A 26,861-nucleotide genomic window follows, 5' to 3' on the forward strand; every position below is an offset into this window, starting at 1 on the left:
GGTGCGACGGGTGTAAACCGCTGTGATCAGTGTGACGGGTGTGCTCACGGAGCCGCGTCAGCGGCCGGGGAACTTCCGCAGGGCGCTGGCGACGGCGTGCTTCGCGGATGCTGCGGCTCGACCGACGACGTCGGCGGCATGCGCGGCGGGCTCGGGCAGCGACAGCGCCGGGGCGGGCTCCACGGAGAAGAACGGCACGAGCCAGTCGTCCACCTGATCGAGGGGGGCGGTCGCGAGGCTGTAGTACCGGTGCTGGCCCTCTTCGCGCACCGAGACGAGCTCGGCGTCCCGCAGGACCTTGAGGTGCTTGGACACGGTGGGCTGGCTCACACCGAGCGTGTACACGATCTGCGACACGCTCGTGCCGTTGTCACCGCGCGTCTCGCGATCCAGCAGGAGCTGGAGGATGTCACGACGGGTACCGTCGGCAATCACGTCGAAGATGTCCGCCATGCGTTTAGGTTAGCCGTGGGCCCGCCGGGATACCATGATTCCCGGTTCGGCCTAGCGAGACGAGGGGGTAACCCGCTATGGCGCTCCCCCCGACGAGGCCACGAGCTCGAAGCTCGCTCCCCGGAATGCTCGGCGATCTGTGGGACAGGCTCCGCGACTCCACGACGTCCTCTCCGGCGCGTTTCGCGGTCATCATCTTCGTGACCCTGATCCTGTTGTTCACCGCGCTCTTCTCCCTCCCCGCCGCTTCCGCCGACGGACAGCGCACCCCGATCGCCGACGCCCTCTTCACCGCCGTGTCGACCATCTGCGTGACCGGGCTGTCGACGGTCGACATGTATTCGCACTGGTCGCCGCTCGGGCACGTGATCACCTACATCGGCGTGAACGTCGGGGCTCTCGGGGTGCTGACCCTCGCATCCATCCTCGGTCTCATCATCTCCAAGCGCCTGGGCCTGCGGGCGAAGCTCATCGCCGCGGGCGATTCGAACCCGCTGCGCGCACACGGCGGGCCGGTCAACGAGGGCCAGACCGTCCGCCTCGGCGAGGTCGGCCAGCTGCTCGCGACGGTGGCGCTGTCGACGCTCGTGATCGAGGCCGTGCTGGCGGTGCTGCTCTACCCCTCGCTGCTGCTCGCCGGGATCGATCCGATCGCAGCGCTCTGGGAGGCGCCCTATTACGCGGCGATGGCCTTCACCAACACGGGGTTCGTCCCGAACGAGAACGGGCTGCTCCCCTTCGCCGACGACTACTTCCTGCTGACCATCCTGATGGCGGGTGTCTTCCTCGGCTCGATCGGGTTCCCCGTCATCTTCACCCTCTGGCGCCATCACTTCCGGTTCCGCCAGTGGTCGCTGCACGCCAAACTCACCATCATCACGACGGTCATCCTCTTCATCGCCGGGGCCGGCGCGATCCTGCTGCTGGAGTACAACAACCCGTTGACGTTCGGCCGCTTGGGTGCGTGGGACACCACCTTCCAAGCCTTCTTCCTGTCGGCGATGACGCGCTCGGGCGGCTTCTCGGTCATCGACATTGGCGACCTGAACGGCTCCACCCTCGTTGTGGGCTCGATGCTGATGTTCGTCGGCGGCGGGTCGGCGTCGACCGCCGGCGGTATCAAGGTCACCACCCTGGCGGTACTCGCCCTCGCGGTGTTCTCGGAGGCCAAGGGGCGCCAGTCCGTCGAGGCGTTCGGCCGTCGCATCCCGAGCGACGTGCAGCGGGTCGCCCTCTCGGTGGTGGCATGGGGCGCCACGATCGTCGCCCTGTCCACCATCACGATCGCCCAGATCACCCACGCCCCCGTCGAAGACGTGCTGTTCGACGTCATCTCGGGGTTCGCCACCGTCGGGCTCTCGACCGGTCTGACCGCTGAACTGCCCGATCCCGCCGTCTACGTGCTCGCCGTGACCATGTTCATGGGCCGCATTGGTACAGTGACTCTCGCCGCAGCGGTCGCCGCGACGTCACGTTCGCAGCTGTATTCGCTTCCCGTGGAAAGGCCCATCGTTGGTTGACCGGTTCAGAGGCGATGCGCCTGTCCTCGTGATCGGCCTCGGGCGCTTCGGAGCGGCGTGCGCGGGCGAACTCGATCGCCTCGATCGCGAGGTGCTCGCGATCGACGGCAGTCTCGAGCTCGTGCAGAAGTGGTCAGAGCGGGTGACCCACACCGTTCAGGCCGACGCGCGCAACATCGATGCGCTCAAACAGATCGGCGCGCAGGACTTCCAGGTAGCCGTCGTGGCGGTCGGGTCGCTGATCGAAGCATCCGTTCTCATCACCGCGAACCTCGTGGACCTCAAGGTGCCGCAGATCTGGGCGAAGGCCGTCTCGCAATCGCACGGCAAGATCCTCGCCCGCGTGGGTGCGAACCACGTCATCTACCCCGAGCGCGAAGCCGGCGAGCGCGTCGCGCACCTCGTGAGCGGTCGGATGCTGGACTTCATCCGCTTCGACGACGACTTCGCCCTCGCCAAGATGTACCCGCCGAAGCTCATCCGCGGAATCGGGCTCAACGAATCGGGCGTGCGCTCGAAGTACAACGTGACCGTGGTCGGCGTGAAGAGCCCGGGACGCCCGTTCCGCTACGCCGAGGCGAACACCGTCGTGACGAACCACGACCTCATCATCGTGTCGGGCACGAACAGCGACATCGAGCGCTTCGCCGCCCTCGACCGCTGACCCAGCTCGAGAATCGGGCGGACGGCCGAGAATCGGTGCGTCGCACTGATTCTCGGCCGCCGAGCCGCTTGTCGCCGGTGGCGACGAACCTTCAGACCGTTGCCGGGGTCTTCTCGTCGGCGAGGTGCTGCTCCTTCGCGGCGAATGCCGGGTCTTCCAGGAAGGACTTCGTGCGGGCGACCTGGAAGATGATGATCGCGTAGACGGCCTTGGCGATGATGTCGGCGATCGAGTAACCGACCTGCTTCCACACCCACCCGTCTGCGCCGAGGTCGAGCGCCGGCAGCAGGTAGGCGATCGGGTAGACGCCCCAGCTCAGCAGCAGCAGATAGCGGAGGTTGCTGAGCGTCTTGCGCACCGCCGGGGGCTGAGAGGCGAGCGAGCGGCTCAGCTGGATGAACAGCACGTACAGGATGAACAGGAACGGGATCGTGGAGAGGATTCCGAAGATCGTCCGCACCCCGAGGTCGCTGCTCACCTCACCGGGATAGCCGAGCACGATCATCAGGATCGCTGCCGGGACGAGCTGCAGGAGCAGGCGGTTCTGGATAGCCCGGGCGAGCGCGAGAACGGCGACGAGCTCGACGAGAAGCAGCGGAACCGTCAGCAGCCAGTCGACGTAGCGGTACCCCTCGTTGAAGGCGGCCCCCGCGGTCTCGGCGTAGTCCCCCGTTCCGCCGACCGATTCCGTGGTGAAGGCCGCGGTGAAGGAATCGAAGATGCGGAAGTAGTGGTACGCGGCGATTCCGCACACGACGAGCGCGATCGTGATCGCCAGCCGATAGCGCGGCAGGATCCGCGGGAGTGAGACGAGGAGGAATATCGCCGTGAACAGCTGCGCCGCGATGACCAGCGAGAGGGCGTTGTAGACGGTGTCGAATTGAGAGGCGGTCAGAAGGTCGGGAATCACGTCATTCTCCTTGGCCGGTCGTCGCCGACCGATCGTTTTGGGAAGCAACTCGATAATTAACTTACTTATGAAGATCGTTGCACAGTTGGTTCACGAATACGATGGGCAAATGGCGATCCTGCGAGGTGAACGTGACGACCGAGAAGGCTAGAGCGCATCGGCTCGATGCGTTCCCGGCTGCGGCGATCCGGTTCTCCCGAGCGCTCGATCGCAACCGCGAGCGCATCGCCGAGGAGGAGGGGCTCTCTGCGAACGAGCTGCGCGCGCTCTTCTACATCGGCGAGCACGTGACCGTGACCCCCAGTCAGTTGGCTAAGCACATGCACGTCACCGCGACGGCGATCACCTTCATCTCCCGCCGTCTGGTGGAGATCGACCTGGTTCACCGCGTCGCCCACCCCGCCGATCGGCGCCGGATCTTCCTCGAACTCACCCCTGCCGCTCACTCGGCGCTGGATCGGATCCACGCGGAGTTCGACGAGATGGTGCGCGAGGCGACCTCACACCTCGACAACGCTCAGGTACGGGAGTTCACGAGCGCTCTCGACTCGGTGGCGACGGCGATCACGGAGCGCACCGATCGCATCGGTCGGGCCAAGGACGCCGAAACGGCCTGACGATCGGGATGGGTCGCGCACGCGCGGGTCGGCGAGCGCTTCCCCTTCGGGCGGGCAGGGGGGCCCCGAGCGGGACCTTCCTCTGACCGCTCAGACGCGCCACGCTGGACGCATGACAGAGCACACCATCACCCCGGCCGATGCCCACCGCTGGGTCGAGGCGTACATCGCGGCATGGCGGTCGAACCTCCCCGACGAGATCTCGGGGTTGTTCACCGATGACGCGCAGTACCGCACCGAGCCGTGGGCCGAGCCCTGGATCGGCGCGAACGACATCACCGCGGGCTGGCTGCACCACGAGGACGAACCCGGCACGTGGGAGTTCACCTACGAGATCGCGGGCATCGACGCGGCGCGGGTGTTCGTTCAGGGTGTCACGCGGTACACCGAAGGGAAGGTCTACAGCAACCTCTGGGTCGTCGACCTCGCCGGCGACGGTCGGGCGCGTTCGTTCACCGAGTGGTACGTGAAGCAGCCCGATCCCAGCTGAGCTCAGGCGCCCGCCGCGAGTTCGCGCGAGCGGGCGAGGGCGGCATCGGTGGCACGACCGAAGAGTGCCGCGAGGTCGGCGTCCTGCAGGACGGCGATCGCGCGTTCGGTCGTGCCGTTGGGGCTCGTCACGCGGCGACGCAGCTCGGCCGGATCATCTCCGGATGCTTTCAGCAGAGCGGCGGCTCCGATGAAGGTGCGCTCGGCGAGCAACCGTGCCTCGGGTTCGGAGAACCCCTTGCCCTGAGCCGCTTTCGTCAGCTCCTCGATCAGGAGGAAGACGTACGCGGGGCCCGACCCCGAGATCGTGCTGAGGGCGTCGATGCCGTCCTCCGCGACCTCGACGACCGACCCGACGGTCGCGAACAGCGCGCGCACGAGAGCTGCCTGCTCCGGCGTAGTCGACGCACCCGCAGCGATGCCGGTCACGGCTTCCCCCACGACGGCCGAGGTGTTCGGCATCGCGCGGAACACCGCAGCATCCGCACCGAGGATCTCGGCGAAGGTCGCAAGCTTCACGCCCGCCGCGAGGCTGACCACGATCGTCCCCGTGCGCAGCTGGGGGGCAATCTCGCGCAACAGGTCGGGCACCATCGCCGGTTTGACGCCGATGAGCACGACGGCGGCGCCGGCCGTGGCGGCCAGGTTGCCGTCGGGGCGGTCCTCGAGCGCGATGCTCTCGACCCCGGCGAGGCGCCCGAGCGGTTCGGCCTTCGCTCCGGTGCGGTTGGTGACGGTGATCTCGGGCGCGATGCCCGAGGCGACGAGGCCGTGCAGGATCGCGCCTCCCATCGACCCCGCACCGAGGATCGCGATGGCAGGAAGGGCGGGGGGATGCTGCGTCGTCATGCCGCCATCCTACGACGGCCTAATTTCGTCTTGACTTATATAAGCAGGCACGCAACCATTGCCCTATGCACGCCCTCGACATCCTCGGCGATCCGGTCCGACGCCGCATCGTGGAGCTGCTCGGCGACGGCGAGCAGAGCGCCGGCGACGTCGGCACCGTCGTGCAGGCCGAGTTCGGGATCAGCCAGCCGGCGGTCTCGCAACACCTCAGGGTGCTGCGAGAGGCGGGATTCACGCGCGTGCGCCCCGAAGGCACGCGCCGCTTGTACGCCCTCGAGCCCACCGCACTGACCGAGGCGGACGCCTGGCTCGCACCGTTCCGCCGCTTCTGGGAACCGAAGCTCGCGGCGCTCGACACCGAGCTCGCCCGCGGGCGTCGGGAGCGTCGCCTCCATCCGTCCGCCACCACGAACGTTCGCCACGACACCACCACCGATGAGGAGCATTGACATGGTCGACACCACCACCCAGCTCGCCGCCGTCACCCGCGGCGTGCAGACCGCCGTGATCGACGGGCACGACACGCGCGTGCAGACCCTCAGCCAGACCTATGCCTCCCCCATCGACGACGTCTGGGACGCCGTGACCTCACCCGCGCGGATCGAGCGGTGGTTCCTCCCCGTCGAGGGTGAACTGAAGGTGGGCGGCAACTACCAGTTGATCGGCAACGCGGGCGGCACCGTGGAGGAGTGCGAAGCCCCCGCAGACGGGCGTGCCCGTTTCCGCGCGACGTGGGAGTACGGCGGCGGCGTGTCGTGGATCGGCGTGGAGCTGCTCGCGATCGACGCCGACGCGACGGTCTTCACGCTCACCCACCTCGCCCGCGTCGCCGATGTGCCCGCGGAGTTCTGGGACCAGTTCGGCCCCGGAGCGACCGGCGTGGGCTGGGATCAAGCGCTGCTCGGCCTGGCGCTGAACCTGCGCGGCGGCGATACGATCGCCCCCGCCGACGCGGAGACATGGATGCTGAGCGAGGACGGCCTGCTCTTCGCCCGTGCTGCGTGCGACGCCTGGGCGGCGGCGCAGGTGGCGGACGGCGCGGACCCCGTGGCCGCTCGCCGCGCCGCCGACGCCACCTTCGCGTTCTACACCACCGCACCGGAGGGGTGAACCCCGCCGTCCTGGCCCGCCGGGCGTGGGGCTGAGGTCTATCATCGGGCTCGGAGGGTGATGCCCCCGGAACGGAGACGACCCATGAGCCTCTTCGACGGGATCGAGTCCCGCCTGATCGAAACGCCGGCCCTGTCGGTCAACGTGCTGCAGCGCGTCGGCGATGACGTCGCGACGCCCGCGGATCGCACCGTCGTCTTCGTCCACGCCACCGTGGCCTCCTCGCTGTTCTGGCAGGAGATCCTGGTCGACCTGCCGAACGACCTCCGTCCCATCGCGGTCGACCTCCGCGGCTTCGGCGGCACGGAGAACGCCCCCGTCGACGCGACGCGGGGCGTGCGGGATTTCAGCGACGACCTCGCGGCGACCCTCGACGCCCTCGGCATCGAGACTGCCCACCTCGTCGGATGGGGGCTCGGCGCCGGCGTGATCATGCAATACGCGCTCGACCGCCCGGCGCTCTCGCTGACCCTGCAGTCCCCCGTCTCGCCGTACGGTTTCGGCGGAACCCGCCGTGACGGCTCCCGCCTGACCGATGACGACGCGGGATGCGGTGGCTCGGTCGCCAACCCGGACTTCGTCGAGCGCCTGACGGCGGGCGACGCCGGCGACGAGGCACCCACCTCGCCGCGCAACGTGTTCCGCGCCACCTACGTCTCGCCCGGCTACCGCTCCGAGCACGAGGACGTCTGGGTGGAGGCCATGCTCTCCACCTCGACGGCGGTCGGCAACTACCCCGGCGACGGGGTGCCGAGCGCGCACTGGCCGGGTTTCGCCGCCGGCGCCCTTGGCGTGCTCAACACGGTCGCTCCGCGCTACTTCGACGTGTCAGGCATCGTCGCGCTCGCCGACAAGCCCCCCATCCTGTGGGTGCACGGCGATGCCGACATCGTCGTGTCGGATGCTTCGTTCTTCGACGTCAACCACCTCGGTAGCCTCGGCATCGTCGCCGGTTGGCCGGGCGAGGACGTCGCCCCCGCGCAACCCATGCTCACTCAGACGCGCGACGTGCTGGACGCGTATGCTGCCGCGGGCGGCGAGGTCACCGAGGTGCTGCTCGCGGGGGTGGGCTACACGCCGCACCTCGAGCGTCCCGCCGCTTTCCGCCAGGCGTTGCTGAGCCGCATCGGCTACGTGGGCGCGAGGTCGGACCCTGCTCCCCCGACCGAGGCAATCATCATCCGCTCCGCCGATTGAGGGGCCCGACATGAGCGCATCCGGTGGCGGGCGAGCGATCATCGCCGCCTTCCTGGCAAATCTCGGCATCGCCCTCGCGAAGTTCATCGCGTGGTTCTTCTCGGGCTCGGCCTCGCTGCTCGCCGAGGCGATCCACTCCGTCGCGGACTCGGGCAACCAGCTGCTCCTGCTGTTCGGCGGCCGTCGGTCCCGCCGCGCGGCCGATCGAGAGCACCCCTTCGGCCACGGTCGGGAACGCTACGTCTACGCCTTCGTCGTGGCAATCATCCTGTTCTCCGTCGGCGGTGTCTTCTCCATATACGAGGGCATCGACAAACTGACGCACCCGCACGAGCTCGAGAACGTCTGGGTGCCGATCGTCGTGCTCCTCATCGCTGCCGCGCTCGAATCCTTCTCGCTGCGGACCGCGATCAAGGAGAGCAACCACGTTCGTCCGCCCGGACAGTCATGGGTGTCGTTCGTGCGCCGCGCAAAGGCGCCCGAACTCCCCGTCGTGCTCCTGGAAGACGTCGCCGCCCTCACCGGGCTGCTGTTCGCCCTGTTCGGCGTCGGGATGAGCGCGATCACCGGCAACACGGTCTTCGATGCAGTGGGCACCCTCATGATCGGCACCCTGCTGGTGCTGGTGGCCATCATCCTCGGCATCGAGACGAAGAGCCTGCTCGTGGGCGAGGGGGCGAGCGACGTCGACCACGACCGCATCGTGCAGGCGATCGAGGGGGCGCCCGAGGTCGAGCGGCTCATCCACCTCAAGACCCTCTACCTCGGCCCGGACGAGCTGCTCGTCGCCGCCAAGCTCGCCTTCAACGGCGCGAGCTCTCTCGCCTCCGTCGCGAGCGCGATCGACACGGTCGAAGAGCGCATCCGCGCTGCCGTGCCCGTCGCCCGTGCGATCTACCTCGAACCCGACCTCGACCGCAGCCGCGCGACCACCGACTGAGAGACGAAAGCCCCCATGGAGTACTGCCTGTTCACCGAGCCGCAACAAGGCTTCGACTACGACGACCAGCTCGCCTTCGCCCTCGCGACGGAGCGGTTCGGCTTCGACGCCTACTTCCGCTCCGACCACTACCTGCGGATGGGTGAGGGCGATCCCCTCCCCGGCGGGACGGACGCGTGGACCACGCTCGCCGGCCTCGCGCGCGAGACCAGCCGCATCCGCCTCGGCACCCTCGTCTCCTCGGCCACGCACCGCCTCCCCGGCGTGCTGGCGGTGCAGGTGGCGCAGGTCGATCAGATGTCGGGTGGACGCGTCGAATTCGGCCTGGGCACCGGGTGGTTCGAGCGCGAGCACCACGCCTACGGCATCCCGTTTCCGGCCAAACGGTTCGGCATCCTCGAGGAGCAGCTCGAGATCATCACCGGGATGTGGCAGACCCCGATCGGGGAGAGCTTCGACTTCGCGGGTGAGCACTATCGGGTGGAGGACTCGCCCGCTCTCCCCAAGCCTCGGCAGGAGCGGGTGCCCGTGATCGTGGGAGGGGGCGGCCCGACCCGGACGCCCGCGATCGCCGCGCGCTTCGCAACCGAGTTCAACATCGGCTTCGTCGCCGAAGAGACCGTGGCCGAGAAGTTCGCCGGTGTCCGAGCGGCCTGCGTGCGCATCGGGCGCGATCCCGCGTCGCTCAAGCTGTCGGTCGCGGTACCGACCCTCGCCGGTGCGACCCGTCGGGATCTCGAGCGCCGGGCGAAGGCCATCGACAAGCCCCTCGAGGAGTTCGAGGCGACCCCGGGCAACATCGCGGGAGGCCGCCACGAGATCGTCGCGAAGGTCGAGCGCCTCCGCGCGCTCGGCGCGGAGCGCGTGTACCTCCAGCTGCTGGACATCCGCGACCTCGAGCAGGTCGAATTCCTCGGCACGGAGGTGCTCCCCCACCTCCCCCGGTGACCGGGCGGGGTCAGGGGCGCCGCTCGGCGAAGAAGGTCTGCAGCAGAGCGGATGCTTCGGGGGCGAGGACGCCGGCGACCACCTCGGCACGGTAGGGCAGGCGGCGATCGCGCACGACGTCGTACATCGAGCCCGCGGCGCCCGCTTTGTCGTCCCAGGCGCCGAAGACGAGGCGGGACACCCGTGCCTGAAGGAGAGCGCCCGCGCACATGAGGCACGGCTCGAGCGTGACCACGAGCGTGCACCCGGCGAGGTGCCACGAGCCGACGGCCGCGGCCGCGCGTCGGAGCGCAACGACTTCGGCGTGGGCCGTGGGATCGTGGTCGACTTCACGGAGGTTCTGCCCCTCCGCGATCACCACGCCGCTCGCATCCATCACGACCGCCCCCACGGGCACGTCGCCCGCGTTCCCGGCGATCTCGGCGAGCTCGAGCGCACGACGCATCGCGGCGAGATCGGCGGCGGGGATCATGCGACTCCGTGATGAGGCTGCGGGCGGATAGATTGAGCCTATGCGTGTGCACGTCGCCGACCACCCCCTCGTTACCCACAAGCTCACGGTGCTGCGCGACAAGCGCACTCCGTCGCCGGTCTTCCGCCAGCTCACGGAGGAGCTCGTCACCCTGCTCGCCTACGAGGCGACCCGCAGTGTGCGCGTCGAGCCGGTCGAGATCGAGACCCCCGTGACCTCCACCGTCGGAGTGCGCATCGGCGAGCCGCGACCGCTCGTCGTGCCGATCCTGCGCGCCGGCCTCGGGATGCTGGACGGAATGGTCAAGCTGCTCCCCACCGCTGAGGTCGGTTTCCTCGGGATGGTGCGCAACGAAGAGACGCTCGAGCCCTCCACCTATGCCGAGCGCCTCCCCGACGATCTCAGCGACCGGCAGTGCTTCGTGCTGGACCCCATGCTCGCCACGGGCGGATCCCTCGGTGCGGCGATCGAGTTCCTCTTCCAGCGCGGCGCGCAGGATGTGACAGCGATCTGCCTGCTCGGCGCCCCCGAGGGCGTCGCTGCGATCGAGAAGCAGGTCGCGGGGCGCGACGTGACCCTGGTGCTGGGCGCCCTGGACGAGCGGCTCAACGAGAAGGGCTACATCGTGCCCGGTCTCGGCGACGCCGGCGATCGCCTCTACGGCACGGTCTGAGGCGCGACGGGCTCGAGCGGCTGGACGCTGCTCGCCTCGGGGCTGACCAGGCGGGCGAAGGCGCTGAGACGCGCGACGCCCTCCGGGGTGCGCGGCAGGTCGTCGAGCAGCCCCGGTGAGTACACCAGGTACGCCGCCTGCATCGCGCGGGAGAGCCCGACGTTGAGGCGATTGCGCAGCAGGAGGAACTCGAGCCCTCGCGGCGCATCCCGCCCGGCTGACGCGGCGAGCGACATGATCGCCACGACCGCTTCCTGCCCTTGGAAACGGTCGACCGTGCCGACGCGCACCTCGGGGAATCCGGCGGTCGCGAGGGCTTCTTCGACCGTGACCTGGTGCGCGTTGTAGGGCGTCACGACGATGATGTCGGATGCTTCCAACGGCCGCGGCGGGAGGACGACCGCCGTGCCGTCGGACTCGACCTCGCTGGAACGCCATGACCGCCCCACCAGGTGCTCGACGATCCGCACCACCTCCGTGGCCTCCTCAGGCGATCGCGTGGCGTTGCCGGAGTGGCGCACCGGAACGAGGTGGAGACCCGGCTCGACGCCCTCGAGCGAGCGCAGCGCCGTCACGGGGTGCGCGGCGAGCTTGCCCTCGTACGACAGCCGCGACACCGGGGCTGCGACGCGGGGGTGCATCCGCCACGTGCGCGACAGGAAGTAGCCGTACTCCGGCGGCACGACTTCTCGCCCGTCCATGACCCAGCCGAGAGCAGACGTGTCGACGGGCTCGGGGTGCGTGCCCTGACTCACCTGCGGCAATTGCTGGGGATCGCCGAGAAGCAGCAGGCGGGAGGAGGCGAGCGAGACGGCGATCGTGGACGCCAGAGAGAACTGCCCGGCCTCGTCGATCACGAGCAGGTCGAGGCTCTGCCGCGGCACACGCAGGTCGTGGCTGAAGTCCCACGCCGTGCCGCCGACCACGTAGCCGCCGGCCGCATTCTCCTCGGCGAAGGCCGAGAGACCGTTCTTCGGGAAGACGGTGAAGGACCGCGGCGGCCCGTTCGGATCCTTCGGAGCCTTCCCCACGCGCTGAGGAGCCACACCGGCGTCGACGACACGGTCGAGCATGTTCTCCACGACCGCGTGCGACTGAGCGACGACACCGATCTTGTACCCGCGTTCGGCGACGAGGCGCGCGATCACGTGCGATCCGATGTAGGTCTTTCCCGTCCCGGGAGGACCTTGCACGGCCAGATAGCTGTGGTCGAGGTCGATGACGCTCTGCACGATCGCGTCGATGTCGTCGCCGCGCGACGCCGTCAGACCGCCCGACACCACGCGCGGTGGACGCCGCGCGAGGATGTCGGTCGCCGGATCGGCCGGTAGCGCCGGGAGGCTCGCGAGCACACCGTCGGCCCACTCGTCGATCGCGGACTGCTGCTTCCCCGCGGAGGGCGGGGCCTGCGGGGTCAGCGCGAGCGGCAGCTCGCTCCACGTCACGCCGTCGACGGCGGTCTCTTCGACGACCGCGCCGTCGTCGAGCACGTCGATGACCTTCACGGCGCGCGCAGCGTGGATCCACCGCGGACCTGTCTCGGCGGGGAACGGCGCGGGCAGCTCGTACACCGCGAACGGCGAGGCACCGGCGCTCAACCGCGTGCCGGGTGCGAGGTCGCCGCGGATCTCGATGAGCCGGCGCTCGTTCCCGCGGCCGGTCTCGGGGAAGTGCCACTCCTCGACGACGCGGGAGCGGGTCGGATCGACCACGACGACGTCGCGGTTGTCTTCCCAGAGCGAGACGGGCTCGCGGAGGCGCAGGAAGTGCGTGGCCCAGAACGATTTGGCTTCGCGCGGGTAGTAATCGATGGCCGCGGCCGCCAACCGCAGCGCCTGCGCGTCGGCCTCGGGGGCGTCGCGCGCCCAGCGTTCGAGCGCGGCCGCCCGCGGCGACACCTCGTAGACGGTGTCGTCGGGCTCGGGATTGCGCGAGGGCACGAGGCCCGCTTCGCGCGCCCGATCCACGAGCCAATCCCGCAATCGACGGGTCGACACGCAGTCGTAGCGGTTGTAATCGGCAAGGTCGGCGAGCACTGCCTCCGACGCGACGGAGTCGCCGTCCTCCGCGAGCGCCCGGGCCTCGACGTATCGCACGATCGAATCGTCGCCGCGCTGCACGTCGGAGGTGCGCACCTCTTCGCCCATGTAGAGGGGCTCGAGCTTCTTGATCGAGTACGAGCGGGAGCCGACGCGCAGCGCCCGCCGCACGATCGGGTAGAGGTCGACGAAGACCCCGTCACGCAGGAGTTGATCGACCTCGGCCTCGCGCACCCCGTAGCGGGCGGCCATCGTCAGCAGGTGCGTCGGCTCGTACGGCGCGTAGTGGTAGATGTGCAGGCCGGGATGCTGTCGCCGCCGCAGCGCTACGAGGTCGAGGAAGCGTTCCAGCGCCGCCTTCTCCTCGGCGAAGGAGTGCGCCCAGAGGGCGGAGTAGTTCTCCTCGAGGTCGACCCACCCGAACAGGTAGTCGATGCCCCACTGCGCTGGCGCGCCGGGTTCGGTGTAGAGCGGGTCGCCTTCGAAGTCGAAGAAGAGATCACCGCGGTCAGGACGAGGGAGCGCGGCGAGCGCGGTCGGCATCACGACCTCGTAGATCGGCACCGCGGGAGCACCGACAGCTTCCGCGACGACCGTTTCCCCACCGATTGTTTCCATGACGATCTCGGGCACACCCGCGGGACTCGCCAGCTGCAGCCGCGCCTGGGTGCGCAGCATCGCGAAGACCTCGGGGTTCATCCCCGTCGGCGCCGCGGTGGCCTCGGCCAGGGCATCGATCGTGAGGACGCCGGCGGCGCGAAGGCGGGCGCGCTGCACCGGCCGCATGCCGGCGACGAGCAGCAGGTCGCGCGAGGCGACCACCTCGACCTCGCAGGTGGCGCACCGCCCGCACGCGATGATGTCGAGGTCGCCGCGCGGATCACCCCAGGCGATCGGCTCTCCGGCCGCCCCCAGGTCGACGCGGCGGTCGGCGATGAGCGCACGCAGCCGCGCGCGACGCAGCTCGAACACGGGGAGCAGATCGTCGACCCGGTGTGTACTGGTCGTACCGTCGCCGAGCAGCAGCTCGACGTGATCGGCGCGGGGCACGCCCAGCCGATCGAGCTGATCCACGTATGCCGCCAACTGCATCAGCGCGGTCACCCGGGCGTGGCGCGCGAGCTTGGTGTCTTGCACGACCCACCGTCGCTCGCTCGGGGCGCCACCGGTCTCGGCGGGCTCGCGCACGAGGAAGTCCGCGAATCCCACGAACTCCTCGGTGGCGAAAGCCGCCTGGTAGATCACCTCGGCGGCGTCGGAGGCGAGCGCTTCGCGCGTGCGGGCGACAGCAGCGGCGAGCGCGACAGGGTCGGAGGATCGAGCTTCGGGGATCACGACGACGGCGTCGCCGTAGCGCTGCTGGTAGGACTCCAGGGTGCGCACCTCATGGGCGATCCCCAGTCGTCCCGCCCGCTCGAGAGTGGGGTCGAACGGCTCCTCCACCGCCGGTACCCGGCCGAGCTTGGCGTCGATCGCGCGCAGCCAGGCGAACTCGCATTCGGCGGCGGCTTTGAGGTCGCTCGCACTCCAGACGATGCGGGCCTCGTTCTCGATGTATCGCATGCTCCCCTTCCGTCTTCGACAGTAGCCGCGGCCGCCGACACGCATCCGCGACCGCCGAGGCCACACCTGACAGACTGGGGCCATGAGTTCGACCCTCCCGTTCGAGAGCGCTTATCGACACGGCTTCGCGCGCGTGGCCGTCAGCACTCTGCCCGTCGCGATCGCCGACCCGCGGGCGAACGGCGAGGCCGTGATCGAGGCCGCGCGCGCCTGCGACGCCGACGCCGTGGCCGTCGCCCTCTTCCCCGAGCTCTGCCTCACCGGCTACGCGATCGAGGACCTCGTGATGCAGGACCCGGTGTTGGACGCCGTCGAGGCCGCGATCGCGCTCATCGTGGAAGCATCCGCCGATCTCCTCCCCGTGCTCGTGTTCGGTGCGCCGCTGCGTCACGGCAACCGCCTCTACAACTGCGCGGTGGTCGTTCACCGGGGCGAGCTGCTCGGGGTGGCGCCGAAGTCCTACCTGCCGACGTACCGCGAGTTCTACGAACGCCGGTGGTACGCGCCGGGCGACGACCAGGCGGGCGGCCGCATGCGGGTCGCCGGCCGGGACGTGCCCTTCGGTCCCGACCTGCTGTTCGAGGCGCAGGATGTGCCCGGTCTGATCGTGCACGCCGAGGTGTGCGAGGACATGTGGGTGCCGATCCCGCCGTCCTCGCATGCGGCCCTCGCCGGTGCGACGGTGCTGCTGAACCTCTCGGGCAGCCCCATCACGATCGGGCGTGCCGACGACCGCAAGCTGCTCGCGCAATCCCAATCGCTGCGCTGCCTCGCCGCCTACGCCTATGCTGCCGCCGGCATGGGCGAATCCACGAACGATGTCTCGTGGGACGGCCAGACCATGATCTACGAGGGCGGACAGCTGCTCACCGAGAGCGAGAGGTTTCCCGACGGACCCCGCCGCAGCGTCGCCGACGTCGACCTCGACCGGCTGCGCCAGGATCGCGCTCGTCAGGGCACCTTCGACGACAATCGCCGCACGGAGCCCCGGGTGTTCCGGACGGTGCCGTTCACGCTGCAGCCCCCGGCGGCCGACGTCGGGCTTCGGCGCGCCGTCGATCGCTTCCCGTTCGTCCCCGACGACCCGGCTCGCCTCGCCCAGGACTGCTACGAGGCCTTCAACATCCAGGTCTCGGGTCTCGAGCAGCGCCTTCGCGCGATCGGCAGCCCGAAGCCCGTCATCGGCGTCAGCGGCGGACTCGACTCCACCCACGCGCTCCTCGTCGTCGCCCGCGCGATGGATCGGATGGGGCGTCCGCGCAGCGACATCCTCGCCTACACGCTCCCCGGCTTCGCCACCAGCGAGCACACCAAGGCCAACGCGATCGCGCTCGCCGAGGCTGTCGGAGCCTCGATCGAGACCATCGACATCCGCCCCGCGGCCACCGAGATGCTGCAACGCATCGGACACCCCTTCGCCGACGGCGAGGCGGTTCACGATGTGACCTTCGAGAACGTGCAGGCGGGGTTGCGCACCGATTACCTGTTCCGCCTCGCCAACCACAAGGGCGGCCTGGTCATCGGCACCTCCGACCTCTCCGAGCTCGCGCTGGGATGGGCCACGTACGGTGTGGGCGACCAGATGAGCCACTACGCGGTCAACACCGGTGTGCCCAAGACCCTGATCCAGCACGTCATCCGATGGGTCGTGTCTTCGGGAGAGATGGATGCCGCCACCGCCGAGGTGTTGCAGTCCGTCCTCGACACCGAGATCAGTCCGGAGCTCGTTCCCGCGGGCCAGGACGGCCGCATCCAATCCACCGAAGACCGGATCGGCCCGTACAACCTGCACGACTTCACGCTGTTCCACGTGCTGCGCTACGGCTTCCGGCCCTCGAAGATCGCGTTCCTCGCCGCCCACGCGTGGCGGGACGCGGATGCCGGCGCGTGGCCGCCCGGATTCCCCGCCGACGAGCGGCCGCAGTACGACCTGGACGCCGTGGTGCGCTGGCTGGAAGTTTTCCTCCAGCGTTACTTCGCCTTCGCGCAGTTCAAGCGCTCGGCGATCCCCAACGGTCCGAAGGTCTCCCCCGCGGGCTCGCTCTCTCCGCGCGCGGACTGGCGAGCGCCGTCGGACGGTAACGCCCGCGTGTGGCTCGACGAGCTGCACGCCGCCGTCGCCGACCGAGCGGGGTCCTGAAGCGCGTCACCAGCCTCGGGAGCCCGGGACGCCCTTGAACGGCCCGGCGAGGTCGGACGTCACCCATCCGCCGTAGAACCCGCCCGGCTGCGGCTGCACCTCTTCGCCCGCCACGATGCACCGGTCCATCGGTGCGGCGTAGACCGCAACGCGGTCGGTCAGCACCTCATAGCCCGGCAGCGGGTGGGGATAGTTCCATGCCGCACGCGTCGCCGACTGCTCGCCACCGCGCACGTCGAAGTACCGCGCGGCGCCCTTGAACTCGCAGAACGAGGCGCCGTCGGTCGGCACGAGCGCGTCGCCGAAGGCGGCGATCGGAAGGTAGTAGACCGGCGGATGCGAGGTCTCCAGTACCCGGACCACGTCATCGGTGTCGACGATGCGCTCACCACCGAGGTCGATCTGGACGCGCGACGAGATGCGCTCCACCCGCGGCGGACGGGGGTAATCCCACACCGATTCCTGATCGGGGCCGACGGGATCCGGGTGCGGTGCGCTCATCCTCCGAGCCTCCGTCGCCGGCGGCGGGAGCGCAACCCCGGGTCCGCGATCGGCGGGCACCCGGGCTGAGACGGTAGCCTGTGGCCGTGGAGGACGAACAGCAGCTCAGTCGATCCCGGTACCGGGTGTATCCGATCATCGGTATCGTGCTCGGGCTCGTCTTCCTCGGTCTCGGCGCCGGCGCCTTCCTCGCGGGAGGCGGACCGATCGTCGGTACCATCGCGCTCGTCGGAGGGGTACTCGTTCTCGTGGTCTCGATCATCAACCTGGTGCGCGCGTGAGCGGCATGTTCTCGTCGGGGGACGACCCCAAGCGCCCCTCGGCCACCCGCATCGGCATCTGGGTGGTCGTGTCCTGCGTCGGGGCGTACTTCCTCATCTCCGGCCTCATCGGGGTCATCAACAACGGCGGGTGACTGCGAGGATGGCAGGGTGAGACTCCTCGTCGCCGCCCACGCTTCCGAACTCGTCGCCTTCGACGGCGACCTTCCCGGTTTCGACCGACTCCTGACGGGGGTCGGGAAGATCCCCGCCGCCTACGCATTGACGCGCGCGCTCGACGCGACGACCTACGAGGAGATCGTCGTGGTCGGTACGGCGGGGGCGATCGATCCCGATCTCGAGGCCGGCGTCTACGACATCGATGCCACCCTGCAGCACGACGTGAAAGACCTCGACGGGGTCATCGGCCAGCACATCTCGCTGCCGGCTCGGGTTCAGGTGCGCGCAGAAGGCGTGACGATCGCGACCGGCGATCACTTCATCGACGACGCGGACGCGGTCATGGCCATCCGGGCCCTCGGCGCACGCCTGGTCGATATGGAGTCGTACGCCTACGCGTGGGTCGCCGGCCAGTTCGGCGTGCCCATCCGCATCCTGAAGGCGGTCAGCGACCGCGCCCAGGACGGCGCGAGCGATGAGTGGGATGACGCCGCGCTGGTGTGCAGCGGCTGGCTGCGCGGCGCCATCCGCGAGCTCTACGGCGTCTGAGCCACCCCGTGACGGCGGCGTGACGCGAGGTCGACGACGCCGACGATGAGGGACAGCCCGAGGAAGATCCCCACTGCGATCATTCCGTACAGGTAGGCGTCGTGGTAGACGTCGATCGTCGGACGTGTTCCCTGCTCGCGGTAGACCGCGGCATAGAACAGCGCGAGCGCGACGGCGGTGCCGATGGCCGTACCGATGCGCTGACCGAGTTGACCGACGGAGCCCGCGAGACCCCCCTCGGCCACGGGGATGTCGGCCAGCATCAGGGTCTGATTCGGCGACAGTACGAGGCCGCTCGCGAAACCGCCGACGGTGAGGATGGCCGCCATGCCGATCAGGGTGTAGTCCGAGGGAATCAGGATCGCACCGGCGACGAGGCCGATCGTGCTGGCCAGCAGTCCCGCGACTCCCCAGACCACGAGCGGGCGGCCGATCTTCGACACGAGCACTCCGCCGAACCACGCCGAGATCGCCGAGGCGATGGCGAACCCGATCGTGACCATGCCCGCGAACACCGGCGGCAGCTCGAGTCCGGTCTGCAGGAACAGGGTCGTCAGGATGAAGGTCGCCGGAAGGGCGGCGAAGTACGTCGTGGAGATCAGCACCCCGTTGCGATACGAGGACTGCGCGAAGATCGCGAAGGGGATGAGCGGAACCTTCCCCCGTTCGGTGTACCGGCGCTCCCAGGCGATGAAGATTGCGATGAACAGCGCCGAGACCACCAACAGCCACCAGCGCTGCGGGTTGTCGCTCGGGGAGCCGGTGGTGAACAGGAACGGCCACATGAGCGCCGTCACCGCCAGCGCGAAGAAGAGGATTCCCACCGGGTCGAGCTGCACCTTGCGATGGGACTTCGTTCGGGTGTTGGGCAGCATCGTCGCGGCCAGGATGATGACGATGAGAGCGAGGGGCACGTTGATCCAGAAGATCAGGCGCCACCCGTCGGTGTCGCCGCCCAGCGCGATCAGGAGGCCGCCGAGGGTGGGACCGAAAGCGGTCGCGATTCCCACGGTGGCACCGAAGAGACCGAAGGCGCGACCGCGCTCAGCGCCCTGGAACAGCTGCTGGATGAGGCCCAGCACCTGCGGCATCTGGATACCGGCCGCGACTCCCTGCAGGAGACGTGCGACGAGGAGGACCCCCGCCGTGGGCGCCAGGGCGCACGCGAGACTCGTGACGAGGAACAGCGACAGGCCCACCAGGAAGAGGACGCGGCGTGAGCGCTGGTCACCGAGCCGGCCGGCCGGCACGAGCACGAGGCCGAAGGTCAGCACGTACCCCGACACGATGAGCTGAAGCTCGGTGGGGCCGGCGCCCAACGCGGTCTCGATCGACGGCAGCGCGACATTGACCTTGCTCAGGTCGAGGATCGTGAGTGCTGCGACCGACACCGCGATCCAATACGCACGCCACCGGTGCGCGGGGCTGAGTTCGATGTTCTGGGTGGGAGGGTGTGCGCCCTCTCGGTGCTGGGGCGAGGGCGCGTTCGACATCTTCCTCAGGGTAGCGGCGGTCGGGAGGGCTCCGGACCGTCACCGCGGAATTCACCCACCGGCTTCCGTCGGGATCGCTCGGAACGACGAGGTCCCGATCGGGGCGTCCCCGAGCACCGGGCGTCGCGCGGCGCAGCTGTGCGAATCGGAGGAGACCCGGCGGTGGCCCGAACGCTTCAGACGGGGAGCGCTGCGTCTTGGCGGATCACGCTCGGACCCTGCGGCGTCGCCTCGATCGCCAGCTGAGCCGGAACCTGCTCCTTCATCGCAGCGACGTGGCTGATGACCCCGACGGTGCGCCCACCCTGGCGCAGTTCGTCCAGCGTGCGCATGGCGAGATCGAGGGTCTCCTCATCGAGGGAACCGAATCCTTCGTCGATGAAGAGGGTGTCGAGCCGCAGACCTCCGGCGCGGGCGGTGACGACCTCGGCGAGGCCGAGAGCGAGCGCCAGGGATGCCAGGAACGACTCCCCGCCCGACAGGGACTGCGGCGGACGCGGTTGACCGGTGAAGGCATCGAGCACCTCGAGGCCGAGTCCGGAAGCAGCGCCCCGGGCCGCCAGCGCGTCGGAGTGCTGCAAGCGGTACCGCCCCGACGACATCTCCGCGAGGCGGAGGTTCGCGGCCGCGACGATCTCCTCCAGCTCTGCCGCGAGGACGAAAGTCTCGAGCGTCATCCGGTGCGTGTTGGGTGCGCGTCCCGCCACCGTGTGGGCGAGGCGCGCGATGACGGCGTGGCGCGCGGCGAGATCGGCGACCCCTCGAGCACCCAGATCGGCCCGCTGGGCGAGATCGCGCAGGCGTTCGGCGGTGGATGCTGCGTCGGCGAGCGCGGCGACCGCAGCGGCGAAGCGGTCACGGGCGGTGGCCACCCCGTGGGGCGGCCCCGCCAGGTCGACGAGCTCCTCCGGCGCATCGACGAGATCGAGCTCGAGTTGCAACAGGCGCTGGCGCACGGCGCGGAGCGTGGCGTCGTGTTCGCGGACGCGCTCGTCGAGGCGCGAGCGTTCGGACGTCGGGCGCAGCGCATCGCGGACGTCGGCGGGAGTGTCGAACGGCGACTCGGCGAGCCGCGCCGCACGGTCGGCGACGGCGTCGGCGCGGATCTGAGCACGCAGCGCCCGCTCGGCAGCGGCGTCGGTCAAAGCGCGCGCCGCCGCGCGCCGCGTTGCCGCGTCCGCACGTCGGAGCGCCACCGTGGCGAAGCCCGCCCGCACCGCGTCGAGCCCTCGGGCGGCCGTGTTCGCCCGTTCCGCGCTGAGCGCGGCCTGCTGATGCACGCGTGCGATCTCGTCGGTCAGCCGGCCGTGCTCGAGGGCGGCGGCCGAGACCAGCGCGTCGAGCTCGTCCCGCTCGGACGCCAGCCGTGCCGCGGTCTCGACATCGCCCTCGGCGGCGGACACGGCGACAAGGGCCCGCTCGTGAGCCGCCTCGAGGGAGGAGACCTCTTCGCCGCCCGCGCGAGCGGCGAGGCGGGCGTGCGCCTCGCGCGCCGAGCGGGCAGCCGTGCTCGCCACCCGGTCGGCCTCGACCGCGGCATCCTTCGCGCGCTCGGCAGTGTCGATCTCGGCGTCGGTGACGGGGAGGCCGGTGGGTTCAGCGGGGTGCGGGTGATCGGCGCCGCCGCACACGGGGCAGGCCTCCCCGTCGACGAGCGTCGCGGCGAGCTCGGCGGCAGCCCCGTCGAGACGCTGCCTCAGCAGTGCGGCGAGGAGCGCGGCAGCATCCTGCATCTCGGCGTTCGAACGGAGCACCGCGCGCTCGGCATCGCGCACGACGTCAGCGAGGGTCGCCGCTTCTCGCGCGGCCTCGAGACGGCGCTCCACATCGGCGAGGGTCGCGCGGGCTGCTGCCAGCGCAGCCGGCGCGCCCGCCACCACTGCCAGTTCGGCGGTGACCCGCTCGAGCACGGCGGGCACCGGCGCGCGCCTCTCGTCGAGTTCGTCGCGCTCGCGCACGAGCGCGGCCGCCGTAGCGTCCGCACGGTCACGATCAGCCGTCAGGGTGTCGAGGTCGGCCTCGGCCGTCGCCGCGGCGTCGCAGGCGGCGAGAGCTGCGGCGAGTTCGTCTTCGCGCGCGCCGAGGGCCTCGGCCGTCACCGCATCTTCGCCCAGAAGCATCCATCGCGTGAGCGCGTCGCGTTCGGCATCGACGGCGATGCGCTCGGCCGTCTCGGCCCGCTCGACCGTGTCGAGGAGGCCGCGCAGCGCCTCCGCCCGCTCGGCGAGCTGCAGGACGGCGCGATCCGCCGCGATCCGGGGCTCGGCCGCGTCGAGCGCGGCGAGCTCGCGGCGGGCCGCGTCGCGCTCTTCTTGAGCGCGACGGAGCGTCTGTGCGGCGCGCTCGCTCTCGACCGCTGCCGTGTGCGCCGCTTCGGCCTCGGCCCTCTCGCGGGTGAGCGTGTCGACCCGGTATTCCGCGCGCTCGACGGCGCGGACGAGCGCCGCGATGCGCGTCAGCGGGTCAGGGTCGGCATCGACCGGTGAGGGGGCACCGTCGCCGGAACCCACGCCGCCGGCGAGGTCGGCGGCCGCCACGATGCGCTCCGCCTCCTCGATGAGGACACGCACGCCCTCACCTTCCGAGGAGAGCGCCTGCTCCGCGGCCTTGCGCCGGGTTTCGAGTTCGTCGGCGTACTGCTCGTACGTGCGTGTCGCGAACAGGGTGCGAAGCAGCGCCTGCCGTTCGTCGTTGCGGGCGAGCAGGAACCGCGCGAACCGGTTCTGGGCGAGCAGGATGACCTGCAGGAACTGCTGCTGCGTGAGCCCGAGGATCTCGTCGAGGTGGGCGGCCACGTCGACGGGCCGGGCGGCGATGCCGGTCCACTCGTCACCGTCGCGGCGTTCCAACACGGCACGATGCGGCTCGGTGGTGAAGCCGTCGCCGCGGCGCTTGGGGCGCGTGTACTCAGGCGAGCGGGTGATCCGCCAGCGACCGCCCTCGGCGCTGAACTCCAGGCTCACCTCGGTGGGATCCTCGGGGGCGCAATGATCGCTGCGCAGCCGCCGGTCACCACTCTCGTACCGCGGCACGCCGCCGTAGAGCGCGTAGGTCACGCCGTCGAGCACACTCGACTTGCCCGAACCGGTGCGACCCGTGATGAGGAAGATGCCGTCGTCGGCGAAGGCGTCGAAGTCCACCACTTGCCGATCGCGGAACGGACCGAAGCCGGCGAGTTCGAGGCGGTGCAGCTTCACGCGGTGGCCTCGGTGAGCGTGCGCGCGTCGACGACCTCGCGGATGAGGTCGTTCTCCTGCTCGGAGGCGCCCTCTCCGGCGCGCACATGGGCGAGGAACGCGTCGAACAGTTCCGCGTCGTTGCGGGCCAGGCGCACGCGGTCGGCGTAGTCGCGCTGGTCGGCGGTGTTGCGCATCGCCGGGAGATGAACGACCGTGGCGCAGTAGGGGAAACGGCGCTGCAGTCGCCGCATCGGGTCGAGCTGCGGTGTGGGGTCGGTGTACTGCACGCTCACCCAGGCGTCTTCGTCGGCGGCGTAGGCCGGGTCTTCGAGCAACTGCTCGAGCGGACCCCGGAGGGTGACGAGGCGGCGAGGTACGGGCAGTTCGAGCCAGGTGACTGCTTCGAGGCCGTCGGCGTCGAGCGCGACCAGCCAGGACCCCCGCGGCTTGTCGCCCTCGCTGAAGCTGTAATGAAGCGGCGCGCCCGCATAGCGCACCCGCGGGGAGAGCTGCTGGCGTCCGTGGATGTGGCCGAGGGCGACGTAGTCCGGGCCGTCGAAACTCGACAGCGGAACAACGTCGAGGCTGCCCTGCCGGATCTCCCGCTCGACGCCCGGTGTCGCCTCGACCCCCGCAGCGAAGCAGTGCGCCGCGACGACCGAGCGACCGCCGCGCCGGGCCAGGTCGTCACGGACGAGACCCATCGCGTGGCTCATCGTCTGCGCTTGGCTGCGCAACTCGACACCCTCCCAGCGATGGCGCACGATGGCCGGCTCGAGGTAGGGGATGCCGTAGAAGTGCACGGGGCCGTGGGAGTCGGCGATCGTGACGGGGGTGCCGACCGACCCGGGGTCGGTGATCACCGTGATGCCCGCGCGCAGCAGCGCCGACTGGAACCCGAGTCGCGCCGCCGAGTCGTGGTTGCCGCTCGTGACGATCACCTGGGCGCCCGTGTCGGACAGGGCGAGGAGGGTGTCGGTCAGGACGCCGTAACAGGATGCTGCGGGGGCGGCGGAGTCGAAGACGTCTCCCGCGAGGACCACGACGTCGACCTCGTGCTCGCGGACCTGAGCGACCAGCGCATCCAGCACACCGCTCAGCGCATCGAGGGTCGCATGGCCGTGGAACGACCGCCCGATGTGCCAGTCCGAGGTGTGCAGAATGCGCATACCTGAACGCTACGTCGCCCCCCGGACATCGGGGCGGAGGCGCCCGGCCGAACGCCGATCCGAGCGGCCGCCACAGCCGAACGCGCGATCAGGAGGCGGCGGCCACGCGCGGGGCGTAACGGCCGGACTTCTCCGCCCGCGCGCGCGCTTTGGCCGCTTCTTCTTCCCGGTTCTTCGGGGGCGCCACGGCGACCAGGTCGGCCAGCAGGTGTCGCGTGGCGTGCGCGATCTCCTCGACGGCATGATCGAAAGCGGCCTGGTTCGCTTTGGAGGGGTTCGTCGTCCCTGCGATCTTGCGCACGTATTGCAGGGCAGCGGCGTGCACTTCGTCGTCGCTCGCGGCGGGGGCGAAATTGTGAAGGGTATGGATGTTCCGGCACATGCCGCACACGCTACGCGCGCGGCGCCCCCGCATCCATACCCTCCCCGGCAGAGCGCTCAGCCGTTGCTGACCTCGGCGGCGAGAGCCGCGAGGCGGTCGCCGGCGACCGAGATGCCGGAATCCTCGAACCGCTGGCGCAGCACTTCGGAGATGCGCTCGTCGTCCTTGTCGCCGACGTCCACGCGGGTCTGCGCGACGATGCCGGCGATCTTGTCGTCTTCGGACGCGTCGTGCATGTCCTGCGCCGGCGCATCCTGCGTGCCCGTGGCCGAGGTGGGGGTCTCATCGGAGACGGACCCGCCGTAGGAATCGGCGGCGGCGGCGCCTGCCCCGGGCGTGCTGTCACCGGTGACGGGGGTGCCGCTGGCGTCTTCGGGAACGTTCGTGGTGCTCATGGTCAGCTCTCTTCTGGGATGCCCGAGTCAGGGTCTGATCCCTGGCCGGCGTCGGGTGCTTCGATCGGATCGGACGGAGCTTCCCCGCCCTCGGAGGGGAAGCCGGAGTCGGCCAGCAGGCCGGAGCCCGCAGCGTCCTCGTTCTGTTCGAGGGTCTCCCCGTCGACGGCGTCGGCGCTTTCGAAGCCGCCGGGCGGGTCGGCATTGATGACGCCTTCGGGCAGGTCGGAACGGTCGCTCATCTCTGCTCCTCTCGTTTGTTCCACCTTCGTCCCGCTCGCGCCCCGACGAAGGGGGCTTGACGGGGCGGGCGCGTCCGGTCAGTCGTCGGCGACGGCGCGCCGGTCCTGCGCGACCGCCTCGGCCACCACCTGGCCGCCGCTCGTCAGAAGGGCACGGCGCCACGGCAGCACCCCGTCGATCTCGATCTGGATCGACATCGACAGCACCGTTCGGATGAGCACGATCAACCCGAGGATCGCAGCGTCCTCGAGGGAGGGCTTCGAGGTGATCGTGCGGATGAGGTCGGCCGCGACGAGCACCTCGAGTCCGAGCAGAATGGCTCCGCCGAGGGTCGTTCGCACCACCGTGAATGCCTGGCCGCCGCTCTCGCCTCGACGCAGGGAGCGCACCCCCAGCGTGACGGCGATGACGAACCCGACGACCATCGCGAACGCGCCGATGATCTCGAAGCCGACCGCGACAACGGTGAACCCATCCTCCATCTGCACGCCGCCAGTGTAGAAGGAGCGAGCGCGGCTAAGCGCGCGCGGTTGCGCCGAGGATCTCCGCCAATCTTGTCCTGACCCGGCAGTGACCGAAGGAGAACGCGTCAGCGAGGCGCTCCGCCTCATCGGCCGACATGCCTTCGAAGGCGCGCGCGAAATCTCCGACCATTGCTTCGGCGAGCATGACATGACGCACATGACCGTGGATCCAGCGCTTCGCCCCCCACGGGTACGGATGGAAGTCGGGGAACTCCTCCGCGAACAAGTCCTCTATGGGGTCGAGGATGTGCCGCACGCCGTCGGCCGTCGACCCCCACGAGTCCACTCCTAGTCGCGCCTTCTTGGCCAGGACGGGCTCGAGGCGACGCAGATACTCCGAAGCCGGGTCGACGGTCACCACGCCCTGCAGCCCGATGTCCTTATACGTCCACAGCGCCCAGCTCGCGTCGTGTTGGTCGTAGATGTCGAGCTGGTCCTGGAGCAGGCGATAACGCTCCTCGTCCCGCTTCGGGTCTCCGGTGTACACGGGGCCGAACTCCCCCACCCAGATCGGCGTCCCTGTCTCCCGCATGTACGCAGTTCGCTGCAGGAATGTCTCCTCCACGCGATCACGGTCGACGAATTGCCCCCGGCTCTCCCCCGGGTAGGGTCCGCCGTCGACGAACCCCGGAAGCGCGTAGTCGTGCGCGGTGTAGACGCAATTGGGGAGCGGGTCGCCGAGTTGATCGAACTGCGTCGAGTAGCGGTTGCCGTCCAAGAAGAGGATGTGTTCTGGATCGACGGCGCGGATGGCGGCCTCGAGGCGCCGGTAGAACGGCCCGATCGCCTCGCCGTGGGCATCGCCCGGCTCGTTCACCGGGTTGTACCCGGCTACGGCGGCGTTGCCGCAGTAGTGCTCGGCGATGCGCTCCCACAGGTGCACGACGCGGTCCTGAAATCCCCGCTGACTCCAGAAGCTCGCCCACTGGGTCGGGTTGTCACTGTGCCAGTGCTGGTTCTGAGCGCCTGGCAGGGCGTGGAGATCCAGGATGACGTAGATGCCGTACCGCGCGCAGGTTTCCACGACGCGATCGAGCCGGTCGAAGGCCTCGCTGCGGATCACGAACGGCTCGGCGTCGTCTTCGAAATGCCGGTAGTTCAGAGGGATGCGCACGCTGTTCAGCCCGAGCGTCTGCAAGAACCGGGCGTCCGCGTCGGTGAAGAAGACGTCGAGGAAGCGATCGAAGAACCTGCGGTACCCCTCCGGTCCCCATACGCGCAGGAGCGCCCGGCGTTGCTGCGACTCCGTACCGGGGTATCCGGTGATGAAGTTCTCCATGTTCATCCACCCGCCGAGACCGAAGCCGCGCAGGACGACGCGATCCTCCCCCGCAACGATGTCAGTGCCCCGAACGCGCAGCACCGGCGATCCGACGAGCGACGTGCGCACGTCCGACGCCCC

Annotated in this window: 28 protein-coding genes; 14 read left to right on the forward strand and 14 right to left on the reverse strand. The window is 69.8% G+C overall.

Annotated elements, in window-relative coordinates; genetic code table 11:
- Positions 1–57 precede the first annotated feature (57 nt).
- A complete protein-coding gene (locus ACFXP5_RS07805; protein ID WP_394544202.1) occupies positions 58–453 on the reverse strand; it encodes an ArsR/SmtB family transcription factor in 396 nt (131 codons plus the stop codon).
- A 125-nt stretch (positions 454–578) separates the two neighbouring features.
- Between ACFXP5_RS07805 and ACFXP5_RS07810 the strand changes: the two genes are divergently transcribed.
- Positions 579–1,973: a TrkH family potassium uptake protein gene (locus ACFXP5_RS07810; protein ID WP_394527627.1), complete on the forward strand. Its 1,395-nt coding sequence runs from the start codon at positions 579–581 to the stop codon at positions 1,971–1,973.
- Positions 1,966–2,637, forward strand: coding sequence for a potassium channel family protein (locus ACFXP5_RS07815; RefSeq protein ID WP_394527629.1), 672 nt, complete (start codon positions 1,966–1,968; stop codon positions 2,635–2,637). The genes ACFXP5_RS07810 and ACFXP5_RS07815 overlap by 8 nt, the downstream gene beginning before the upstream one ends.
- 91 nt (positions 2,638–2,728) lie before the next feature.
- Here the strand turns inward: ACFXP5_RS07815 and ACFXP5_RS07820 are convergent, their stop codons facing one another.
- Complete coding sequence (locus ACFXP5_RS07820; RefSeq protein ID WP_394544203.1) at positions 2,729–3,547, reverse strand: bacteriorhodopsin; 819 nt, start codon at positions 3,545–3,547, stop codon at positions 2,729–2,731.
- Positions 3,548–3,678: 131 nt separating this feature from the next.
- Between ACFXP5_RS07820 and ACFXP5_RS07825 the strand changes: the two genes are divergently transcribed.
- Both ACFXP5_RS07825 and ACFXP5_RS07830 read left to right on the forward strand, forming a co-directional pair.
- Positions 3,679–4,164: a MarR family winged helix-turn-helix transcriptional regulator gene (locus ACFXP5_RS07825; RefSeq protein ID WP_394544204.1), complete on the forward strand. Its 486-nt coding sequence runs from the start codon at positions 3,679–3,681 to the stop codon at positions 4,162–4,164.
- A gap of 112 nt (positions 4,165–4,276) precedes the next feature.
- Positions 4,277–4,654, forward strand: a complete 378-nt coding sequence (locus ACFXP5_RS07830) for a nuclear transport factor 2 family protein (RefSeq protein ID WP_394544205.1) — start codon at positions 4,277–4,279, stop codon at positions 4,652–4,654.
- Positions 4,655–4,656: 2 nt separating this feature from the next.
- Here ACFXP5_RS07830 and proC read toward each other — a convergent pair whose 3' ends face one another.
- Positions 4,657–5,502 carry a pyrroline-5-carboxylate reductase gene (proC, locus tag ACFXP5_RS07835; RefSeq protein WP_394544206.1) on the reverse strand — a complete coding sequence of 282 codons (846 nt, stop codon included), beginning with the start codon at positions 5,500–5,502 and terminating at the stop codon, positions 4,657–4,659.
- A 65-nt stretch (positions 5,503–5,567) separates the two neighbouring features.
- Between proC and ACFXP5_RS07840 the strand changes: the two genes are divergently transcribed.
- The 5 genes from ACFXP5_RS07840 (at position 5,568) to ACFXP5_RS07860 (ending at position 9,697) form a co-directional block, all read left to right on the forward strand.
- Positions 5,568–5,951, forward strand: coding sequence for an ArsR/SmtB family transcription factor (locus ACFXP5_RS07840; RefSeq protein ID WP_394544207.1), 384 nt, complete (start codon positions 5,568–5,570; stop codon positions 5,949–5,951).
- A gap of 1 nt (position 5,952) precedes the next feature.
- The gene (locus ACFXP5_RS07845) at positions 5,953–6,612 is read left to right on the forward strand and encodes an SRPBCC domain-containing protein (RefSeq protein ID WP_394544208.1); all 660 of its coding nucleotides are present in this window, start codon (positions 5,953–5,955) and stop codon (positions 6,610–6,612) included.
- An 84-nt stretch (positions 6,613–6,696) separates the two neighbouring features.
- Positions 6,697–7,809, forward strand: a complete 1,113-nt coding sequence (locus ACFXP5_RS07850) for an alpha/beta hydrolase (RefSeq protein WP_394544209.1) — start codon at positions 6,697–6,699, stop codon at positions 7,807–7,809.
- A gap of 10 nt (positions 7,810–7,819) precedes the next feature.
- Positions 7,820–8,749, forward strand: a complete 930-nt coding sequence (locus tag ACFXP5_RS07855) for a cation diffusion facilitator family transporter (RefSeq protein WP_394544210.1) — start codon at positions 7,820–7,822, stop codon at positions 8,747–8,749.
- 15 nt (positions 8,750–8,764) lie between these two features.
- Complete coding sequence (locus ACFXP5_RS07860) at positions 8,765–9,697, forward strand: LLM class F420-dependent oxidoreductase (protein WP_394544211.1); 933 nt, start codon at positions 8,765–8,767, stop codon at positions 9,695–9,697.
- A 10-nt stretch (positions 9,698–9,707) separates the two neighbouring features.
- Here ACFXP5_RS07860 and tadA read toward each other — a convergent pair whose 3' ends face one another.
- The gene (tadA, locus tag ACFXP5_RS07865; RefSeq protein ID WP_394544212.1) at positions 9,708–10,169 is read right to left on the reverse strand and encodes a tRNA adenosine(34) deaminase TadA; all 462 of its coding nucleotides are present in this window, start codon (positions 10,167–10,169) and stop codon (positions 9,708–9,710) included.
- Positions 10,170–10,209: 40 nt separating this feature from the next.
- Between tadA and upp the strand changes: the two genes are divergently transcribed.
- The gene (gene upp / locus ACFXP5_RS07870) at positions 10,210–10,842 is read left to right on the forward strand and encodes a uracil phosphoribosyltransferase (protein ID WP_394527643.1); all 633 of its coding nucleotides are present in this window, start codon (positions 10,210–10,212) and stop codon (positions 10,840–10,842) included.
- On the opposite strand, the gene ACFXP5_RS07875 is transcribed toward upp, so the two are convergent.
- Positions 10,827–14,444, reverse strand: a complete 3,618-nt coding sequence (locus tag ACFXP5_RS07875; protein WP_394544213.1) for a TM0106 family RecB-like putative nuclease — start codon at positions 14,442–14,444, stop codon at positions 10,827–10,829. The genes upp and ACFXP5_RS07875 overlap by 16 nt on opposite strands.
- 82 nt (positions 14,445–14,526) lie before the next feature.
- Between ACFXP5_RS07875 and ACFXP5_RS07880 the strand changes: the two genes are divergently transcribed.
- On the forward strand, positions 14,527–16,584 hold the full coding sequence (locus ACFXP5_RS07880; protein ID WP_394544214.1) for an NAD(+) synthase: 2,058 nt from the start codon (positions 14,527–14,529) through the stop codon (positions 16,582–16,584).
- Positions 16,585–16,590: 6 nt separating this feature from the next.
- Here ACFXP5_RS07880 and ACFXP5_RS07885 read toward each other — a convergent pair whose 3' ends face one another.
- Positions 16,591–17,085, reverse strand: coding sequence for a DUF427 domain-containing protein (locus ACFXP5_RS07885; RefSeq protein WP_394544215.1), 495 nt, complete (start codon positions 17,083–17,085; stop codon positions 16,591–16,593).
- Between the two features lie 86 nt (positions 17,086–17,171).
- Between ACFXP5_RS07885 and ACFXP5_RS07890 the strand changes: the two genes are divergently transcribed.
- Genes ACFXP5_RS07890 through ACFXP5_RS07900 form a run of 3 tightly spaced genes read left to right on the forward strand, consistent with a single transcriptional unit; the run spans position 17,172 to position 18,074 of the window.
- Positions 17,172–17,366: a hypothetical protein gene (locus ACFXP5_RS07890; RefSeq protein WP_394527647.1), complete on the forward strand. Its 195-nt coding sequence runs from the start codon at positions 17,172–17,174 to the stop codon at positions 17,364–17,366.
- A complete protein-coding gene (locus ACFXP5_RS07895) occupies positions 17,363–17,500 on the forward strand; it encodes a hypothetical protein (RefSeq protein WP_394527648.1) in 138 nt (45 codons plus the stop codon). The genes ACFXP5_RS07890 and ACFXP5_RS07895 overlap by 4 nt, the downstream gene beginning before the upstream one ends.
- Positions 17,501–17,516: 16 nt before the next feature.
- On the forward strand, positions 17,517–18,074 hold the full coding sequence (locus ACFXP5_RS07900; protein WP_394544216.1) for a phosphorylase family protein: 558 nt from the start codon (positions 17,517–17,519) through the stop codon (positions 18,072–18,074).
- On the opposite strand, the gene ACFXP5_RS07905 is transcribed toward ACFXP5_RS07900, so the two are convergent.
- The 8 genes from ACFXP5_RS07905 to ACFXP5_RS07940 all read right to left on the reverse strand — a co-directional run bounded on the left by ACFXP5_RS07905 (position 18,062) and on the right by ACFXP5_RS07940 (position 26,849).
- Positions 18,062–19,567: an MFS transporter gene (locus ACFXP5_RS07905; RefSeq protein WP_394544217.1), complete on the reverse strand. Its 1,506-nt coding sequence runs from the start codon at positions 19,565–19,567 to the stop codon at positions 18,062–18,064. The genes ACFXP5_RS07900 and ACFXP5_RS07905 overlap by 13 nt on opposite strands.
- Before the next feature lie 176 nt (positions 19,568–19,743).
- Positions 19,744–22,764, reverse strand: coding sequence for an AAA family ATPase (locus tag ACFXP5_RS07910; RefSeq protein WP_394544218.1), 3,021 nt, complete (start codon positions 22,762–22,764; stop codon positions 19,744–19,746).
- Positions 22,761–23,915 carry an exonuclease SbcCD subunit D gene (locus ACFXP5_RS07915; RefSeq protein WP_394544219.1) on the reverse strand — a complete coding sequence of 385 codons (1,155 nt, stop codon included), beginning with the start codon at positions 23,913–23,915 and terminating at the stop codon, positions 22,761–22,763. The genes ACFXP5_RS07910 and ACFXP5_RS07915 overlap by 4 nt, the downstream gene beginning before the upstream one ends.
- An 88-nt stretch (positions 23,916–24,003) precedes the next feature.
- Positions 24,004–24,297: a DUF2277 domain-containing protein gene (locus ACFXP5_RS07920; protein WP_394527653.1), complete on the reverse strand. Its 294-nt coding sequence runs from the start codon at positions 24,295–24,297 to the stop codon at positions 24,004–24,006.
- A 56-nt stretch (positions 24,298–24,353) separates the two neighbouring features.
- Positions 24,354–24,692: a hypothetical protein gene (locus tag ACFXP5_RS07925; protein WP_394527654.1), complete on the reverse strand. Its 339-nt coding sequence runs from the start codon at positions 24,690–24,692 to the stop codon at positions 24,354–24,356.
- A 2-nt stretch (positions 24,693–24,694) separates the two neighbouring features.
- On the reverse strand, positions 24,695–24,934 hold the full coding sequence (locus tag ACFXP5_RS07930) for a hypothetical protein (RefSeq protein WP_394527655.1): 240 nt from the start codon (positions 24,932–24,934) through the stop codon (positions 24,695–24,697).
- Positions 24,935–25,012: 78 nt separating this feature from the next.
- Positions 25,013–25,417 (reverse strand): DUF1622 domain-containing protein, encoded by a 405-nt coding sequence (locus tag ACFXP5_RS07935; protein ID WP_394544815.1) that lies wholly within the window; start codon positions 25,415–25,417, stop codon positions 25,013–25,015.
- Positions 25,418–25,451: 34 nt separating this feature from the next.
- A complete protein-coding gene (locus tag ACFXP5_RS07940; RefSeq protein ID WP_394544220.1) occupies positions 25,452–26,849 on the reverse strand; it encodes a glycoside hydrolase family 5 protein in 1,398 nt (465 codons plus the stop codon).
- Positions 26,850–26,861: the final 12 nt, after the last annotated feature.

Origin of the sequence: Microbacterium hanjuni, from assembly GCF_043556395.1 — a bacterium.
Lineage (GTDB): Bacteria > Actinomycetota > Actinomycetes > Actinomycetales > Microbacteriaceae > Microbacterium.